Source organism: Agrobacterium sp. ST15.16.024, from assembly GCF_027956545.1.
Classification (GTDB): Bacteria; Pseudomonadota; Alphaproteobacteria; order Rhizobiales; family Rhizobiaceae; genus Agrobacterium; species Agrobacterium cucumeris.
In genome coordinates this window covers 811497-827368 of sequence record NZ_JAQKGO010000001.1, presented here as the reverse complement: position 1 = coordinate 827368, position 15872 = coordinate 811497, and the positions used below count along the sequence as shown (strand labels likewise).

16 protein-coding genes are annotated in these 15872 nt (G+C 60.2%); 7 read left to right on the top strand and 9 right to left on the bottom strand.

Translation table 11 applies throughout. From position 1 onward, the window contains the following. Positions 1-195 precede the first annotated feature (195 nt). Positions 196-603 (top strand): peptide-methionine (R)-S-oxide reductase MsrB, encoded by a 408-nt coding sequence (msrB, locus tag PL640_RS04060; protein ID WP_142839355.1) that lies wholly within the window; start codon positions 196-198, stop codon positions 601-603. A gap of 218 nt (positions 604-821) precedes the next feature. Here msrB and PL640_RS04055 read toward each other — a convergent pair whose 3' ends face one another. The 5 genes from PL640_RS04055 to PL640_RS04035 all read right to left on the bottom strand — a co-directional run bounded on the left by PL640_RS04055 (position 822) and on the right by PL640_RS04035 (position 3535). Then, entirely contained in the window at positions 822-1316 is a 495-nt protein-coding gene (locus PL640_RS04055) for a GNAT family N-acetyltransferase (protein ID WP_271360877.1), read from the bottom strand. Between the two features lie 134 nt (positions 1317-1450). Then, positions 1451-2119, bottom strand: a complete 669-nt coding sequence (gene trhA, locus PL640_RS04050; protein WP_269698472.1) for a PAQR family membrane homeostasis protein TrhA — start codon at positions 2117-2119, stop codon at positions 1451-1453. Between the two features lie 326 nt (positions 2120-2445). Continuing rightward, a complete protein-coding gene (locus PL640_RS04045) occupies positions 2446-2766 on the bottom strand; it encodes a TraR/DksA family transcriptional regulator (RefSeq protein ID WP_271360876.1) in 321 nt (106 codons plus the stop codon). Between the two features lie 61 nt (positions 2767-2827). Continuing rightward, positions 2828-3238, bottom strand: coding sequence for a universal stress protein (locus PL640_RS04040; RefSeq protein ID WP_142839351.1), 411 nt, complete (start codon positions 3236-3238; stop codon positions 2828-2830). A gap of 48 nt (positions 3239-3286) precedes the next feature. Next, positions 3287-3535 (bottom strand): hypothetical protein, encoded by a 249-nt coding sequence (locus PL640_RS04035; protein ID WP_271360875.1) that lies wholly within the window; start codon positions 3533-3535, stop codon positions 3287-3289. Between PL640_RS04035 and PL640_RS04030 the strand changes: the two genes are divergently transcribed. Both PL640_RS04030 and PL640_RS04025 read left to right on the top strand, forming a co-directional pair. Then, on the top strand, positions 3518-4378 hold the full coding sequence (locus PL640_RS04030; protein WP_271360874.1) for a VOC family protein: 861 nt from the start codon (positions 3518-3520) through the stop codon (positions 4376-4378). The genes PL640_RS04035 and PL640_RS04030 overlap by 18 nt on opposite strands. Positions 4379-4464: 86 nt before the next feature. Beyond that, positions 4465-5649: an AI-2E family transporter gene (locus tag PL640_RS04025; protein WP_271360873.1), complete on the top strand. Its 1185-nt coding sequence runs from the start codon at positions 4465-4467 to the stop codon at positions 5647-5649. 303 nt (positions 5650-5952) lie between these two features. Here PL640_RS04025 and PL640_RS04020 read toward each other — a convergent pair whose 3' ends face one another. The 4 genes from PL640_RS04020 to PL640_RS04005 form a co-directional block, all read right to left on the bottom strand. Next, positions 5953-7050, bottom strand: a complete 1098-nt coding sequence (locus tag PL640_RS04020) for a bifunctional transcriptional activator/DNA repair enzyme AdaA (protein WP_271360872.1) — start codon at positions 7048-7050, stop codon at positions 5953-5955. 261 nt (positions 7051-7311) lie between these two features. Further along, the gene (locus PL640_RS04015) at positions 7312-8037 is read right to left on the bottom strand and encodes a polysaccharide deacetylase family protein (protein ID WP_271360871.1); all 726 of its coding nucleotides are present in this window, start codon (positions 8035-8037) and stop codon (positions 7312-7314) included. A 53-nt stretch (positions 8038-8090) separates the two neighbouring features. Then, positions 8091-8999 carry a dihydrodipicolinate synthase family protein gene (locus tag PL640_RS04010; protein WP_271360869.1) on the bottom strand — a complete coding sequence of 303 codons (909 nt, stop codon included), beginning with the start codon at positions 8997-8999 and terminating at the stop codon, positions 8091-8093. Positions 9000-9104: 105 nt separating this feature from the next. Continuing rightward, positions 9105-9506, bottom strand: a complete 402-nt coding sequence (locus tag PL640_RS04005; protein ID WP_003494410.1) for a DUF930 domain-containing protein — start codon at positions 9504-9506, stop codon at positions 9105-9107. A gap of 234 nt (positions 9507-9740) precedes the next feature. Here PL640_RS04005 and PL640_RS04000 point away from each other — a divergent pair, with 234 nt between their 5' ends. The 4 genes from PL640_RS04000 to PL640_RS03985 all read left to right on the top strand — a co-directional run bounded on the left by PL640_RS04000 (position 9741) and on the right by PL640_RS03985 (position 15641). Continuing rightward, on the top strand, positions 9741-11840 hold the full coding sequence (locus tag PL640_RS04000; protein WP_271360868.1) for a S9 family peptidase: 2100 nt from the start codon (positions 9741-9743) through the stop codon (positions 11838-11840). A gap of 496 nt (positions 11841-12336) precedes the next feature. Then, a complete protein-coding gene (locus PL640_RS03995) occupies positions 12337-13347 on the top strand; it encodes an ABC transporter substrate-binding protein (protein ID WP_271360867.1) in 1011 nt (336 codons plus the stop codon). 256 nt (positions 13348-13603) lie between these two features. Beyond that, positions 13604-14512, top strand: a complete 909-nt coding sequence (locus PL640_RS03990) for an ABC transporter permease (protein WP_065115145.1) — start codon at positions 13604-13606, stop codon at positions 14510-14512. After that, positions 14505-15641 carry a quaternary amine ABC transporter ATP-binding protein gene (locus PL640_RS03985; RefSeq protein WP_271360866.1) on the top strand — a complete coding sequence of 379 codons (1137 nt, stop codon included), beginning with the start codon at positions 14505-14507 and terminating at the stop codon, positions 15639-15641. Before PL640_RS03990 ends, PL640_RS03985 begins: the two co-directional genes overlap by 8 nt. Positions 15642-15872: the final 231 nt, after the last annotated feature.

Below are 15872 nucleotides of genomic sequence, written 5' to 3'. Positions count from 1 at the left end.
GGGTGTCCCCAACCCCGTGCGCCAATGACTGGCGTTCTCTTTTTCAAATCGAATTTTCAGTTAAGGCATAGGCAACGCCATCTCAACCCAAATCGGCACCCTGTCCGCAGCATAACGGACTCGTTATTGAGATGTGTCCTCTTTCAATCCGTGACGACGATGACTATTTCTGGCAGGAACAGAAAGGATCATTCCATGAGCGATCTGACACCCCCCAAAGTCAACAAGAGCGATGCCGACTGGCGTGAACAGCTGACGCCGGAGCAATATTACATTCTGCGCGAGCACGGCACGGAGCGCCCTTTCACCGGTCCCTACTGGAACTCGACCGAAAAAGGCCTCTATCGCTGCGCCGCCTGTGACGAACCGCTGTTTCTCTCCGACACCAAGTTCGATGCCGGCTGTGGCTGGCCGAGCTATTTCGAGCCGATCAAACCGGATGCGGTGACGGAACTCCGCGACGTCAGCCACGGCATGGTGCGCACCGAAATCCGCTGTGCCAATTGCGGCGGCCACCTCGGCCACGTCTTCCCCGACGGCCCGAAGCCGACCGGACTGCGTTACTGTATCAACGGCCACTCGATGGTGTTCGAGCCGGTTTGAGGGCGTTTAGAACCTCTTAATCGACTTTGCGTCGCAAACGGTGCCGCGAATTTCTTCTCCCCGCCGGGGAGAAGGTGGCCCGAAGGGTCGGATGAGGGGGCAACGTTGCCGGATTTCGGAGAGCTTGCCCCCTCATCCCGCTGCCGCGGACTTCTCCCCGCCGGGGAGAAGAACAAGGCGACACTCGCCCGATCTACAGGTGGCCTTCAGCTTTCAGCTCAGAGCTTCAGCTCCATACACGTCAAATCCAGCCAACGGCCGAACTTGGTGCCGACTTCCGAAAATCGTCCGACGACCCTGAAACCAAGGCTTTCATGCAGGCGGATGGAAGCGGTGTTTTCCGCTTCGATGGCGGCGATCAGCACATGCACGTCATTGCCGGAAGCGTGGTCGATCAACGCCTGCATCAGCCGCTTGCCGATGCCGTGGCCGCGCGCGTCCTTGTGCACATAGACCGAATGTTCGCGGGTGTGGCGGTAACCGTCGAAAGCGCGCCAGTCGCCATAAGATGCGTAGCCGGCAACCTTTCCGTCAAGGATGGCGACGATGACCGGAAAGCCCCGCGCCTTGCGCGCAGCGAACCACTCTTTGCGGTTTTCCAGATCGACCAGCACCTCGTTCCAGATCGCCGTCGTATTGACGACCGCATCATTGTAAATCTCCATGATGCCGGAGAGATCATCCACGGTCGCGTCACGCAGTTCCACGGTCATTATGCTTCGCCCTCGCTCATTGCGGAATACGCGCCGGCCCTGTTGCGGTCGCGATCCTCACGAGCCTTAAGCGATGACGCGGCGGCCTGTCCAGTGTCTGCTCCAGTGTCTGCGGCGTGATATGGGGAGGCTATTCAGGACGCCATCGGAACAAGGCTGAAAGCGGTGACCACGGCGAAATAATGAATGGCGGCGGCGGTGACGACGAAACCATGCCAGATGGCATTCTGGAAGCGCAGCTTTTCCCAGACATGGAAGATCACGCCAAGCGAATAGATGACGCCGCCGGCGACGATCAGCCAGAGTGTGACGGGAGCGAGATGCGACGACAGGGGCTCGACCACCATGATGCCGCTCCAGCCCATGGCAAGATAAAGACCGATGGCCACCCGGTCGTATCGGCCGGGAAACACACATTTGAGGAAGATGCCACAGAGCGCGGTGAGCCAGATCAGCCCCAGCATGGTGGCGATCAGCGGATCGTTGATGCCGCGCATCAGGAAGGGCGTGTAGGTTGCCGCGATCAGGATGAAGATCGCCGAATGATCCAGCCGGCGCAGGAACCATTTTACCCGGGAATGCGGCCAGATATTATAGGTGAAGGACACGGAGAGACAGGCGACCAGACCGAGACCATAAATCCACGCGGCCGCAATCGCGCTCAGTGTACCCCAGACGGTAGCGTAAAAAATCAGCGCCGTGGCGCCGACCAGCGCAAACACAATGCCGACGCCATGGACGATGCCATCGGCGACAATCTCGTGAAAATCATATTTGCGCCCGAACCGCCACAAATCACTCATAGTTCATTCCCGTCTGCGTGCTTCCACCAAAGCATGGAGACAATATTAGACAGGAACAAGACAGCAGCCGGTTAACGTCGATCAAATTGCGTTCGAGGCTGTTGCGAAAGGAGAGGTGGCGTTCTGTTTTAGCCAACGAACGCCTTTGGAGCGAGCGGTTGCCGCCTGCTTCTTCTCCCCGCCGGGGAGAAGTCCGCGGCAGCGGGATGAGGGGGGAAGGGTGCGGTCCATCGCTGGCGTTGCCCCTCATCCGACCCTTCGGGCCACCTTCTCCCCCTCGGGGAGAAGAAACTCGCGGCGACCTCGCAGCCCTTTTCAGTTGCGTATCACAAAGCCGCAGCACATTCCTGACAGAACGGCGTATAGGGTACCGCCTTCAGCCGCTCCTCCGAGATCGTCTTGCCGCATTTCACGCAGGTGCCGAAGGTGCCCCTGGTGATGCGGTCAAGGGCTGCGTCGATGGCGCGCAGCTCGTCCTGCCCCACCTGCCCCATCTCGTCCAGCACTTCGTCATTGTTGCGCTCCGTGGCGCGTTCCTCGTCATCGGGATTGCGCGGCTGTTCGAAATCGGCCTCGATCCGGTGCAGGCGGCGGTAAAGCTCACGCTGTCGGTCGCGCAGGATTTTCTCGTAACTCTCGACATTCATGGTGTTTTCCTCCAGCCGGTGCGGGCGGCCATTCGCCCGCAACCCTTTTGATGGCCGCTTTTTACCGGTCGATCAGCACCGAGCATTTGGCGTGGCGCACCACGCGGTCGGCGGTGGCGCCGATGAAATAATTGCTGAAATCCGGCGTATGCGACGCGATGATGATGAGGTCGGCCTTGTGGTCCTCGGCGGCGGCGATGATTTCACGCGCCGGCGCGCCGCTTCTGATTTCCTGGCTGCCGTTAAATCCGCTCTTTGCCTTCAGCTCCGCAAGTTTCGCCTTGGCGTCCTTGATGGCATTTTCAATAAGGTCGACCGGCAGGTCGATCGCCATGTAACCGGGCAGTTCCTCAACCACGTTGATGAGGACGATCTCGCCATCGGGGTCCAGCAGCGCCTTGGCTTTTGCGAGGATCTTTTCCCCCTTGTCGGTGGCGCTGAGGTCTACCGGTACGATGATCTTCTTGTACATGGCTGTCTCCTTTGGCTTATTCCGCCGTTTCGCGTGTCGTGTTCAAGCTCATATTTGCCTGCTATCGCCTGATCCGCCTTGATCGAAGTCAAGGCTGTGCGGGTCTCGCGACAGGGCATTGTCAACGAATAGTGGACGGTCAATCGCCAGACGGCGATCTTTGCTGAACGACGAAATCCGCCCATATTTACCACAGACAAACGCCGCAAAGCGGCGTCGGCCAATGCCGGTGACCGCCGATCCGCTTTCCGGCGCGTCATATTCAATATGGAGATTATGATGAGTGAAATCAAACAATTCGCCCTGACGCGACCGGCCTATGTCGGCCAGGCTCATCTCGTCGTCCACGATCTGCCGCGGATTTCGGATTTCTACCAGAAGATCATCGGCCTTTCGGTCCTTGAAAAGAACCAGAGCGGCGAGGTTCTCGGCGTGAATGGCCAGCCGCTCTTGACGCTTTCCACCTCCAATACGGCGGAACGCGCGCCGCGCAATGCCGCCGGCCTGTTCCACACCGCCTTCCTGATGCCGAGCCGCGATGATCTGGCGCAATGGCTGGCGCATGCCGCCCATAACAACGTGCAGCTTCAGGGCGCGTCCGACCATCTGGTCAGCGAGGCGATCTACCTTGCCGACCCGGAAGGCAACGGCATCGAGGTCTATCGCGACCGGCAGCCATCGGAATGGACCTACCAGCCCGATGGTACGGTGGAAATGGCCACACTCGCCCTCAATCTTCAGGCGCTTTACGACAGCGCGCCGAAAACCGCTTTCGCAGGTGCTGCGGAGGGAACGGCCATCGGCCATATTCATCTGCAGGTCGGCAATATTCCGCAGGCGGATGAATTTTATCGTGACGTGCTGGGGCTGAACATCATGGCGCGGTATCCGGGCGCAAGCTTCTTCGGCTCCGGGGCCTATCATCACCATGTGGCCGCCAATATCTGGAACAGCCGGGGTGCTGCGGCGCGCAAGGACAATATGACGGGGCTTGCCGGTTACTCGCTGAAATTCAACGAGCCTGAAGCACTCGACAGGGCTGTCGCCGCGCTCGACCGGCTGGAAATCGCGACCGAGCGGCAAAGTGATGGCATCGTTCTGAAAGACCCATGGGGCATCGGACTAAAGCTTTCCGCATAAACGTAAAAAGGGGCGGCCAAAAATTTGCGCTGCCCCGGAACCGCCATATTTTTCGAACGTTTGTGCCCTTATTGGGGGACAGTTCGATGAATGAAAATGCCAGACCGGACAAGACCGGCACTTTGGGCCATCACGTGGCCGGCGGCGGCGCCGCGCCGGTGACAAGGGCGGATCCGCTGGAAACCCCTGCCTTCGCTTCACGCCGCGACGATGCGCGCAGCCAGCAGCCGCTCGGCCGCGAAGCGCTTGATGTCGTTGTCGCCTGGTCGGTGATCGGCATTTTCCTCATCATGCTGATGGCGGTCATTCACGAATTGTCGCTCATCCTCATCCCGGTGGTGATGGCCATCGTGGTCGGCATGATCCTCGGCATCGCCGCCGAAAAACTCGGCTCTTACGGCATTCCCGGCTTCGGCGTCGCGCTCATCCTCTCCACGCTGGTGGCGGCGGTGATGTTCTTCGTGGTCAATTCACTGAGCGAGCCGCTTTCCCTGCTCGCGTCGGAAGGGCCGGCGCTGGTGGAGCGCAGCATCGACCGTTTCCTGCCCTATCTGCAAAGTCTAAGATGGCTGAATATCTCGGCAGCCAGTTTCAGCATGGGATCCATGTCGATGGAGTCGCTGATTTCACGCAGCGGCGAGATCATTTCCGTGCTCGGCGCCAACATCACCCCCGCCGTCATTCAGGGGCTGATCTTCCTCGCCGCGCTGCTGATGTTTCTCTATAGCCGGCTAAGGCTGCGCAAGGCGATCATCATGGCCTTTCCCGCCCGCCACCAGCGCCTCAGGACGATCCGCATCATCGGCTCGGTGGAAGAAGTGCTCGGCACCTATTTCGCCACGGCAGCGCTGATCTATGCCGGGCTTGGCGTGACGATGGTGATCATCGCCTATTTCGGCGGGCTCGCCATGCCGCTTCTGTGGGGGCTGTTCGCCTTCCTCTCCAGCTTCGTGCCGTTTCTCGGCATCACCGCCATGACGATATCGCTGACGGTGGCCGGCATCATCACCCATGACAACATGATTCTCGCACTCATGCCGGCGGCGATCTTCTTCACCATTCACCTGTTGATGGAAAACCTCGCCTTTCCCGCTGTCGTGGGCCGCAACATGGAAATCAACCCGTTCCTCGTCTTCGTGATGATCATCTTCTGGACGTGGATGTGGGGTGCGGCCGGCGCCATGCTGGCCCTGCCGCTTTCGCTGATTGCCATGACGGTGACGCGCGAGCTGTTTCCCTCGCGCCGGGTAGTGCCGAAACTGCCGGATTGACCGGCGGTTTTCCGGCGGGAAGTGCGAAGCGCCCCGGGTTTGAGCTGTCAGGAGGGTGTCCTTTGACGGAGGGCGCTTGTGGGGCTTCACCCCCCTCTGCCCTGCCGGGCATCTCCCCCTCAAGGGGGGAGATCGGCAAGAGGCGCGATCATCGCTTCATTCGCAAACATTGAGATGGGCGAGACCTAACCACGAGTCGATCTCCCCCCTTGTGGGGGAGATGCCCGGCAGGGCAGAGGGGGGTAAACCACAAGCGCCCGCCGTCAACGGACACCCTCTCAAAACCCAACAAAGCCACGCCGCTCATGAAGCGAGCGGCATTCCCTGCGCCTGCGTCTCCGCCAGCACGCCCGCCATGCGGCGCTCGTGCTCGATCAGCCATTTCTTCCGCCACAGCCCTCCGCCATAACCGGTCAGACTGCCATCCGCCCCCAGCACCCGGTGGCAGGGAACGACGATGGCGATCTGGTTGGCGCCATTGGCGCGGGCCACCGCACGCACGGCGGATGGCCTGTCCATGCTGGTTGCGAGTGAGGAATAGCTGACGATCTCCCCCACCGGGATTTCCCGCAGGTTGCGCCAGACATCGCGCTCGAAGGGCGTGCCGTGGCCGGCAAGGCGGGTTTCGAAGGCAGCCGAACTGCCGGCGAAATAGGCCTTGAGCTCCGCTTCGATCTGGCCGGTCACCGCAGTGCGGCCCAGCACCATATCCGCGCCGGTGCGGGTCTTCAGCCGCTTCAGTTCGGCGGCAAGCGCCGGCCGGTCGGCGAATTCGAGCAGATGCAGGGCATGATCGTCGGCAACGACCAGCATCGGGCCGATCGGCGTATCGATCCAGTCACCCTTTAAAAACCCCTTACCCTTCATGGCGACGGGCGAGGTGCCGAAGAACTGGTTGATCGCCGAGCGAAAGCCACTGCCGGATTCGTAACCCGCATCGATCTGCGCGCCGATCACCGCCTCGCCGGAGGCAAGGCTCGTCGCCGCGTCTCCCAGCCGGCGCAGCCGGGCGATTTCTAGAAAACTCATGCCGAAACGACGCTTGAAGGTGCGGCGCACGGTGGAAGGATCGTGTCCCAGCGCCACCACATCCTCCTCGCACCAGCGCCGCGCCGGTTCGCTTTCCAGCGCCGTCAGAAGCGAAGTGACGGTCTCGTCGGCGGTACCATAGGACAACATCGGCTTGCAGCGCTTGCAGGGGCGGAAACCCGCCTCCAGGCATTCGGCGATGGTCTCACGGAACCGGCAATTTTCGATCTTCGGCTTTCGCGCCGTGCAGGTGAAGCGACAGAAGATCTTGGTCGAGGTCACGCAGACATAGGCCACGCCTTCATAGGCGGGGTCCTTGTTCACAAGGGCGGAATACAGGGTTTCGGTGTCGGGGCGTTTGAACAGCATCATGGAAGGATGCTAGCGCAATTTTCCGGTCTGCGCCGCCGAAAAACGGGCGTGGATGTAGATGATGTTTCCTGCTTCTTCGGGAGAAACATCGCCAGCGGAGTGAGCGGGGGCCGCCCATTTCTTCTCCCCGCCGGGGAGAAGGTGGCGCGCAGCGCCGGATGAGGGGGCTACGGCAGAGATATGCGGAGAGCTGGCCCCCTCATCTGCCCTTCGGGCATCTTCTCCCCGGCGGGGAGAAGAAATGGGCGGCAACCTTGCGGGTCAGTTCCCCGGCGGTGCAAAGGACGGGTCGTCCAGCCGGGCGAAGATGACGCCGCGGGCTTTCAGTGCCAGAAGGCCTTTCACCACGCCTTCGCCCGCCTCATGGGTGGGCTGGTTGATGTGGGAGATGATGACGTCGCCATCTTTTGCCGAGGCGATGTGTTTTGCCGTCATCGCCGCACCGAGCAGCGAGCCGCCATCGCCATTGACGGAATAACCGGCCACCCGCATGCCGAGCCGGTTGATGGTGGACATCGACGAATTGGTATATTTGGCCGTCGCACCACGGAACCATTGCGGCTGCAGGCCGGTGGCGGCGACGATGGCTTGGCGGCCGCCCTCCACTTCCTGCTCGACCGCCGCTTCCGAACCAGCGGCGGCGATGCCGTAGATGGAAACCGGCTTGTCCACTGCCGGCACATGGTTTTCGCCGTGGTTTTCGATCTCGAACAGATCCGGATGCGCCATGAGCACGGCAAGCGCTTCGCCATTGTGTTTCAGCCAGCGGGCGGTGACGAAGATCGTTGCCGGAATGCGCTCCTTCACCAGCGTATCGAGAATGCGGTGATCGGTCTTGCCCATGCAGGCATCCAGCGTCATCGCCACCCGCACCTTGCCGTCATGCTGCGGCGTCATCTTCAGCGTCGGCTCGACAAGGCCATTGCCCGCAAATGCGGCGGATGAAGCAGAGACTAACAGGGCGGCAATGAAGAGGCGACGCAGCATTTTTGGTTTTCCGAAGTGTAAGGACGTGGCAATCCGCCCGCAAAGCGCCCGAATTATGGCGCGGTTTCCAGCGCGGACAGGGCGTCCAGCGCCTCTTCCACCCGCTGGCGTTCCGCGCTGGTGAGCGGCAGGATTGGCCGGGGCGGTTCGCACGCCGTCAGTTGCAGGATGTTGGCGGCGGCGTAAACCACGCGGATGCTGCCGAATTCCTTGAACAGCGCCCAGAGCGGCTGGAAGGCCGCATCGATCCTCTTTGCCTCTTCCGCATTCTTGGCCTGAGCCGCCCGCATCAATTGCAGGGCTGGAACCGGCAGCAGGCCGGCAACCACACTGTACCAGGTGTCGCCGCCGGCAAGCGTGGCGTCGGCGCAGCCCCAGTCACCGCTGTAACCAATGGCGAAATCTTGCCCCAGCTTCGGCCTCAGCCGCGCGAGCTCCCCCGCATAGTCGGAATCGGCCGGCAGCGGCATCTTGATGGCGCGGATATTGGGGATATAGGCAAGCCGCACCAGAAGCTCGTCGCTGAAGGTAAAGCGCGTCGTCGTCGGGTTGTTATAGATGGCAAGCGGCAGGGCCGTCGCGCCGGCCACGGCGGCGAAATGGTGATAGGCCTCTTCCTGCGTCAGCGGCGTGTAGGAGACGGGTGCGAGCAGCAGCGCATCGGCGCCGGCGGCTTCCGCATCCCTGGCCAGCGCCACCGCCTCATCGGTGCGCAATGCGCCGACGCCGGCCATCAAGATGCGCCTGCCCTTGAGGATGGCGGCTGCCGCCTCGATGGCGCGGCGTCTCTCTTCCCGTGTGAGATACATATAGATGCCGGTGCTGCCGAGAATGCCGACGGAATCGACCTCCGCCACATCCAGCCGCTCGATCAGCGCGGAGAAGGCCTGCGTGTCCACCCGCCCGGCCTCATCGGCCGGCGTGATCGGAAAAGCCGAAAGTCCCTTGAATCGTGTCGCCATGCCCGTCTCCCTCGCTTTGATCGGCAAGCAGGGTTACAGAGCCGGTGGCGGAGCGGCAAGAAAAGCGGCGGCTAAACCCCTGCCCGCAACAGAAAAAATCCTTGCTTAGTCATAAAGATACAACTTCTTCCACTGCTCCTCGGGAATCCGGTCGCCAACGCGGTAATCGAAGGACTGGATGCTGAGGCTGTCGCTCTTCAGCTGGCACTTGTATTTGAGCTTGTACCATTCGCCGGAACTTCTAAAGACCGCGCCCGGCGCCTTGATGGAGTTCTTGCCAACTTCCGGATCACCGAAGGTATAAGCGATGACCTTGTCCGGCCGCATGCCCTTCTGCTCCGTCGCTATCCTCTCCATCGCCTCGATATCGCAACGCTGTTCCAGGCGCTCTTCCGGGGCAAGCGCATTCAGCTGCCGCATGACGCTGGCGTCGATCGCGAAAGCGGGAGTAAAGGCCTGCAAGCCAAGGAAAAAGGCAGAAAGGGCAGCGGGAAGAAGCTTTCGCATGGGATCCTGTCAGTTTTTTCGTTTGTTCTTGTGGTGGGCGGCAGGCCGGGTGGCCTGCATCCATCATCGCTGATTTGCCGGATATTGCCAAAATGTGATCGAAAGCTGACCAAATTGTGCCCAAGCCGCATAACGCCTGTGGAGATTTGAAACTTGATCGGCCGGTAGGGTCACTCTACATCTTGGTGCCACCCTGGTATCGCCCATGGATTTTTACAGGAAAGCGAGTTTCCCTTGCCGATTTTCAAGAACCTGCCCGCCGCCCCGACCGCCGAAAAACGGCCCGTTCAGGATACACATCACGGCATTACCCGCACCGACGATTACGCATGGTTCCGGGCCGATAACTGGCAGGCCATGTTCAAGGACCCCACCCTGCTCGACCCGGCCATCCGCGCCCATCTGGAGGCGGAAAACGCCTATATGGAAGCGGCGATGGGTGACACCAAGGCGCTTCAGGAAAAGCTGTTTACGGAAATGAAGGGCCGCATCAAGCAGGATGATTCCTCCGTGCCCGTCAATGACGGGCCTTATGCTTACGGGACATTGTTCGTGACCGGCGGCGAGCAGCCGCATTATTTCCGCACCCCGCGCGGCGGCGGCGAAAAACATGTGCTGCTTGATGGTGACAAGGAAGCCGAGGGCAAGGATTATTTCCGGCTTGCCGGCCTCGACCAGTCCTCCGATCACAGCCACGGCATTTGGGGTTACGACGACAAGGGCTCGGAATATTTCACGCTGCGCATTCGCAACCTCGAAACCGGCGAAGATCTTGCCGATGTCGTGGAAAACACCGGCGGCGGCGGGGCCTGGGCGCCTGATGGCAAGAGCTTCTTTTATACGCTGCAGGACGAGAACCACCGTCCCTCCAAGGTCTTCCACCATATTATCGGCGAGCCGCAATCGGCGGACCGTCTGGTCTATGAGGAAAAGGATCCCGGTTTCTTCATGGGCGTCGGTGCGTCGGTTCTCGACGATTTCATCTTCATCGACATTCACGACCATGAGACCAGCGAATATCGCCTTCTCTCCACCAGCGACCTGACCGCCGAACCTGCCGTGGTAGCGGAGCGCGAGGAAGGCATCGAATATTCGATGTGCGAAGGCGGCGATGTCTTCTTCATCCTCACCAATGACGGCGATGCCAAGGATTTCCGCATCGTGGACGCGCCGGTCACGGCGCCCGGCAAAGAGAACTGGAAAGAGATCGTCCCGCATGAGCCGGGCCGTCTCATTCTTTCCGTCGATGCTTATGCCCGCCACCTGATCTGGCTTGAGCGCCGCGACGGCCTGCCGCGCATCGTCATCCGCGATCGTCGCACGGGCGAGGAACATTCGATCGCCTTTGCCGAGGAAGCCTATTCGCTTGGCCTGCATGGCGCGGCGGAATATGACACCGACGTCATCCGCTTCTCCTATTCCTCGATGACGACGCCGAGCCAGCTGTTCGATTACGACATGGTGACGCGCGAGCGCACGCTGCTGAAGACGCAGGAAGTGCCCTCCGGCCACAATCCGGATGATTACATCACGCGCCGCATCATGGCTCCTGCCCATGATGGCGAGCTGGTGCCGGTATCCCTGCTCTATCGCAAGGATGTGGCGCTTGACGGTTCCGCCCCCTGCCTGCTCTATGGATACGGCGCTTACGGCATCACCATTCCCGCCTCCTTCTCCACCACCACACTGTCGCTCGCCGACCGTGGTTTCATCTATGCCATCGCCCATATTCGCGGCGGCAAGGACAAGGGTTTCGAATGGTACGAAACCGGCAAGATGGAAGACAAGCAGAACACCTTCAAGGACTTCATCGCCGCTGCCGATCATCTGGTTCAGGAAGGTTTCACCTCCTATGAGGGCATCATCGCCGAAGGCGGCTCAGCCGGCGGCATGCTGATGGGGGCTGTCGCCAATATGGCGCCGGAAAAATTCGCCGGCATCATCGCCGCTGTTCCCTTCGTGGATGTGCTGACCACCATGCTTGACGACACCCTGCCGCTGACCCCGCCGGAATGGCCCGAATGGGGCAATCCGCTGGAATCGGCAGAGGAATATGGCTGGATCGCCGCCTATAGTCCCTATGACAATGTTAGCGAAAAACCCTATCCGCCGCTGCTGGCGCTTTCCGGCCTCACCGATCCGCGGGTGACCTATTGGGAACCGACGAAATGGGTGGCGAAGCTGCGCGAAAAGACGACGGGGGAAGCGCCGATCCTGCTCAAGACCAACATGGCGGCCGGCCATGGCGGCAAGTCCGGCCGTTTCCAGCGGCTGGAAGAAATCGCCTTCGAATATGCCTTCGCGCTGAAGGTGGCCGGCAAGGACGCCGTGTGAGACCTTGATTGCGAAACGGGCGGCGACGGAGCCGCCGCCCGAGCCAAAACAGTACGAAAATACCTTCAAAAAAACCTCTTTCTGAATATTTTTTCCACAAAAACGCATCTCTTGCTTTTCCTTTAACTTCGCTTTGCGTTTGCGTGGATTTTTATTTCGTATTACTAAAAATCATAATATACTTGAGTAAATCTCAAATACATTTCATGTATTACGCCACCTGAAAAAATGTTCCGAAAATCGAACGCATGGCTGCGATGCGCCATTTTGCGTTGCAATATCACTTTTTGGCCGTATTATGCCGGTCGTTGACATATTCATGCGCCTTTCCGCCGCGTTTCTCGCGGCAATCCTGCAGCACGTCTTGCGGATATTCTTGATGCCGGTTTTTTCGGCTTTTCCATGCGCCATGTCAGTTCGCCCTTGGCAATCCGGGCTTTGCAGTGCTCCCGCTTTGCCAATTGAAAACACTGCATCAGACTTGGGGGTCTTACACATGAAGAAACTCCTCGCCTCGACCATTCTCGTAACGGGCTTTATCATCGCTGCCGGTGCAGCAAATTCCGCCAATGCCGCCGAAGAGTGCGGCAGCATCTCCATCGCCGAAATGAACTGGGCATCCGCCGGTGTCGCGGCTTACGTCGACAAGTTCATCATGGAAAACGGCTATGACTGCACGGTCAATGTCGTCAGCGGCGATACCATGCCTACCTTCGCCTCCATGAACGAAAAGGGCCAGCCGGACATGGCGCCCGAATTGTGGGTGAATGCCGTACGCGAGCCGCTTGACGCCGCCGTCAAGGACGGCCGCATGATCGAAGCATCGAAAATTCTTTCCGAAGGCGGTATCGAAGGCTGGTGGATCCCGAAATTCATCGCCGATGAACATCCCGATATCAAGACCGTCGAGGATGCGCTGAAACATCCCGAGCTCTTCCCCGCCCCGGAGGACGCCAGCAAGGGCGCCGTGCACAATTGCCCCTCCGGCTGGAACTGCCAGGTGACCACCACCAATCTCTACAAGGCACGCGAAGGCGACAAAAAGGGCTTCACGCTGGTCGATACCGGCTCCGCCGCCGGCCTCGACGGTTCGATCGCCAATGCATTCGAAAAGAAGCAGGGCTGGCTCGGCTATTACTGGTCGCCCACCGCCATTCTCGGCAAATACGAGATGGTGAAGCTGGATGACGGCGTCGAACTCGACCGCGCCCATTTCGACGAGTGCACGGCCAAGGTCGATTGCGCCGATCCCAAGGTCAACGCCTATCCGGTGGCCGATGTCTTTACCGTCATCACCAAGGATTTCGAAGGCAAGGCCGGGGTGACGATGGATTATCTCAAGGCCCGCAACTGGGACAACAAGATGGTCGCCGAAATCCTTGCCTGGATGGATGAGAACCAGGGCACCAACGAGGATGGCGCGGAATATTTCCTCGAGAACCATGAGGACATCTGGACGAAGTGGGTTCCGGCCGAGGTGGCGGAGAAGATCAAGGCTTCGATGTGATTGGGTAACTAGAGCGGGAAAGTTACGGTTTGTAACCGTGGCTTACCCCCCTCTGCCCTGCCGGGCATCTCCCCCACAAGGAGGGAGATCGGCAGGATGCACCCTTCTGCCAAATCCGCAACGTGTGTGATGGGCGAGACTTTGCCGCAGGTCGATCTCCCTCCTTGTGGGGGAGATGTCCGGCAGGACAGAGGGGGGTATCCCAGCCTCCGTCGCCCGCCGCACCATCCCCTAACCCAAAGGGAAAACAACAATAATGGCCCTCTGCAATTACCTGCCGGACCTGCTCTGCAAGTTCCCGGCAATCGATAACTCCACGATGCGTGTGGCACGCAAGACCATCGACGATGGTTTTCGCGATATCGTGCGCAATTACGGCGATGCGATCGATGTCGTCGTGCATCCGCTGCAGCTCTTCCTCAATTCCTCGGAGCGGCTGTTCATCCAGACGCCGTGGATCATCACGATGCTGGTCATTCTCGCCATCGTGCATCTGGCCGGGCGCAGCTTCAAGATCACCGGCGGCACCGCCATTTCCCTGCTGATGATCGGCGCGGTCGGCCTCTGGCGAGACGCCATGACGACACTGTCCATCGTCGCCATCGCCACCCTGATCGCCATCGTCATCGGCCTGCCGCTCGGCATCCTGATGGGCCGTTCCGAACGCCTGCAACGCCTCATCAATCCCGTGCTCGACGTGATGCAGACCCTGCCCAGCTTCGTTTATCTCATCCCCGTGGTGGTGATTTTCGGCATCGGCAAGGTTCCGGGCCTGATCGCAGTGGTGATCTATGCCATTCCGCCCGTCATTCGCCTGACCAGCCTCGGCATTCGCCTGGTGGACCGCGAAGTGCTGGAAGCGGCCGATGCCTTCGGCTCCTCCAATGGCCAGAAGCTGTTCAACGTGCAGCTGCCGCTGGCGCTGCCCACCATCATGACCGGCATCAACCAGACCATCATGATGGCGCTCGCCATGGTCGTCGTCGCCTCCATGGTCGGTGTCGGCGGGCTCGGCAAGAACGTGCTGCAGGCCATCAACAACCAGTTCTTCACGGTGGGCTTCCTGAACGGTTTCGCTCTGGTCGCCATCGCCATCATGTTCGACCGGGCGAGCCAGGCTTTTGGCAAGCGCCTGCAGAAATACCGCGAGGTCTCCCATGGCTAAAAGCATCGAAATCCGCAACCTCTACAAGATCTTCGGCAAGCATCCCGAGAAATATCTCGAAGCGGTGCGGTCGGGCATGGACAAGGTGGAGCTGAACGACAAACACAACCACGTGCTTGGCCTCAACAACATCAACATCACCATGCCGGGCGGCAAGATCACCGTCGTCATGGGCCTTTCCGGCTCCGGCAAGTCGACGCTCATCCGCCACATCAACCGGCTGATCGACCCGACCGCCGGCGAGGTTCTGTATGACGGCGAGGATATCTGCGGCATGAGCACCTCGGCGCTCAGGAAGTTCCGCCGTCACAAGACGGCAATGGTGTTCCAGAAATTCGGGCTGTTGCCGCATCGCACCGTGCTGGAAAACAGCGTCTACGGCCTCGACATCCAGGGCGTGCCACGCAAGGAAAGCGAAGAAAAGGGCCGCTACTGGCTGGAGCGTGTCGGTCTCGCCGGTTACGAGGATTATTATCCAAACCAGCTCTCAGGCGGCATGCAGCAGCGGGTGGGCCTTGCCCGGGCGCTTGCCAATGACGCCGATATCCTCCTGATGGATGAAGCCTATTCGGCGCTTGATCCGCTGATCCGCGTCGACATGCAGACCATGCTGCTCGATCTGCAGCAGGAGCTGAAGAAGACTGTTGTCTTCATCACCCATGATCTGGACGAGGCTTTGCGGCTCGGCGACCACATCGCCATTCTGAAGGACGGCGAAGTGGTGCAGCAGGGCGACGGCCAGAGCATCATTCTCTCCCCTGCCGATGGCTACGTCACCGACTTCGTGCGCGACGTCAATCGCGGCCGCGTGCTTCAGGCCACCACGGTCATGGAGCCGCTGGACAGCAAGCCGGAAGGCATGCCGGTGCCAGAGAACGCGACGCTGGAGACCATTGCCCGGGATATGTCGGAAGCCAACGAGACACAGGCGCATGTGGTGGATGAGGACGGCAAAGCTGTCGGCTCGATCGGCCTCGATACGCTGGTGGCGGCCATGGTGACACCCGCCCCGCAGGAGGCGGAGGCAACGGTTGAGGTGGTGACACCCGCGCCGCAGAAGCCCGAGATGGTGGAAGAACCTGCGAAGGTGCGGGAAGCGGTTTTGCCGGTGGAGAAGGAAACGGCGTAGTCCGATAAGTTCCGGGGTTCACCCCTTACCCAGCACTGCTCATCCATCATCCCTTCCCCCACCCGCCACGTCATCCTCGTCCTTGAGGCGAGGATCCACGGCTGGACGCCATGGGGCTTGAAAATAGATCCTCGCCTCAAGGGCGAGGATGACGCGCAGGGTGGGGCGAGGCCTGAAACAATGTCGGCATGATGTGGCCTTATTCGTCTTCGTTGCGCGATCACGCAGGAT

What these genes read in the sequence shown, in the direction of transcription:
- PL640_RS03985 (WP_271360866.1), top strand. Translation starts at nt 14,505, where the DNA reads ATGGCTAAAAGCATCGAAATCCGCAACCTCTACAAGATCTTCGGCAAG.
- PL640_RS04015 (WP_271360871.1), bottom strand. Translation starts at nt 8,037, where the DNA reads ATGCTGCGTCGCCTCTTCATTGCCGCCCTGTTAGTCTCTGCTTCATCC.
- PL640_RS04040 (WP_142839351.1), bottom strand. Translation starts at nt 3,238, where the DNA reads ATGTACAAGAAGATCATCGTACCGGTAGACCTCAGCGCCACCGACAAG.
- PL640_RS03990 (WP_065115145.1), top strand. Translation starts at nt 13,604, where the DNA reads ATGGCCCTCTGCAATTACCTGCCGGACCTGCTCTGCAAGTTCCCGGCA.
- PL640_RS04045 (WP_271360876.1), bottom strand. Translation starts at nt 2,766, where the DNA reads ATGAATGTCGAGAGTTACGAGAAAATCCTGCGCGACCGACAGCGTGAG.
- PL640_RS04025 (WP_271360873.1), top strand. Translation starts at nt 4,465, where the DNA reads ATGAATGAAAATGCCAGACCGGACAAGACCGGCACTTTGGGCCATCAC.
- PL640_RS04005 (WP_003494410.1), bottom strand. Translation starts at nt 9,506, where the DNA reads ATGCGAAAGCTTCTTCCCGCTGCCCTTTCTGCCTTTTTCCTTGGCTTG.
- PL640_RS03995 (WP_271360867.1), top strand. Translation starts at nt 12,337, where the DNA reads ATGAAGAAACTCCTCGCCTCGACCATTCTCGTAACGGGCTTTATCATC.
- trhA (WP_269698472.1), bottom strand. Translation starts at nt 2,119, where the DNA reads ATGAGTGATTTGTGGCGGTTCGGGCGCAAATATGATTTTCACGAGATT.
- PL640_RS04030 (WP_271360874.1), top strand. Translation starts at nt 3,518, where the DNA reads ATGAGTGAAATCAAACAATTCGCCCTGACGCGACCGGCCTATGTCGGC.
- PL640_RS04010 (WP_271360869.1), bottom strand. Translation starts at nt 8,999, where the DNA reads ATGGCGACACGATTCAAGGGACTTTCGGCTTTTCCGATCACGCCGGCC.
- PL640_RS04020 (WP_271360872.1), bottom strand. Translation starts at nt 7,050, where the DNA reads ATGATGCTGTTCAAACGCCCCGACACCGAAACCCTGTATTCCGCCCTT.
- PL640_RS04055 (WP_271360877.1), bottom strand. Translation starts at nt 1,316, where the DNA reads ATGACCGTGGAACTGCGTGACGCGACCGTGGATGATCTCTCCGGCATC.
- msrB (WP_142839355.1), top strand. Translation starts at nt 196, where the DNA reads ATGAGCGATCTGACACCCCCCAAAGTCAACAAGAGCGATGCCGACTGG.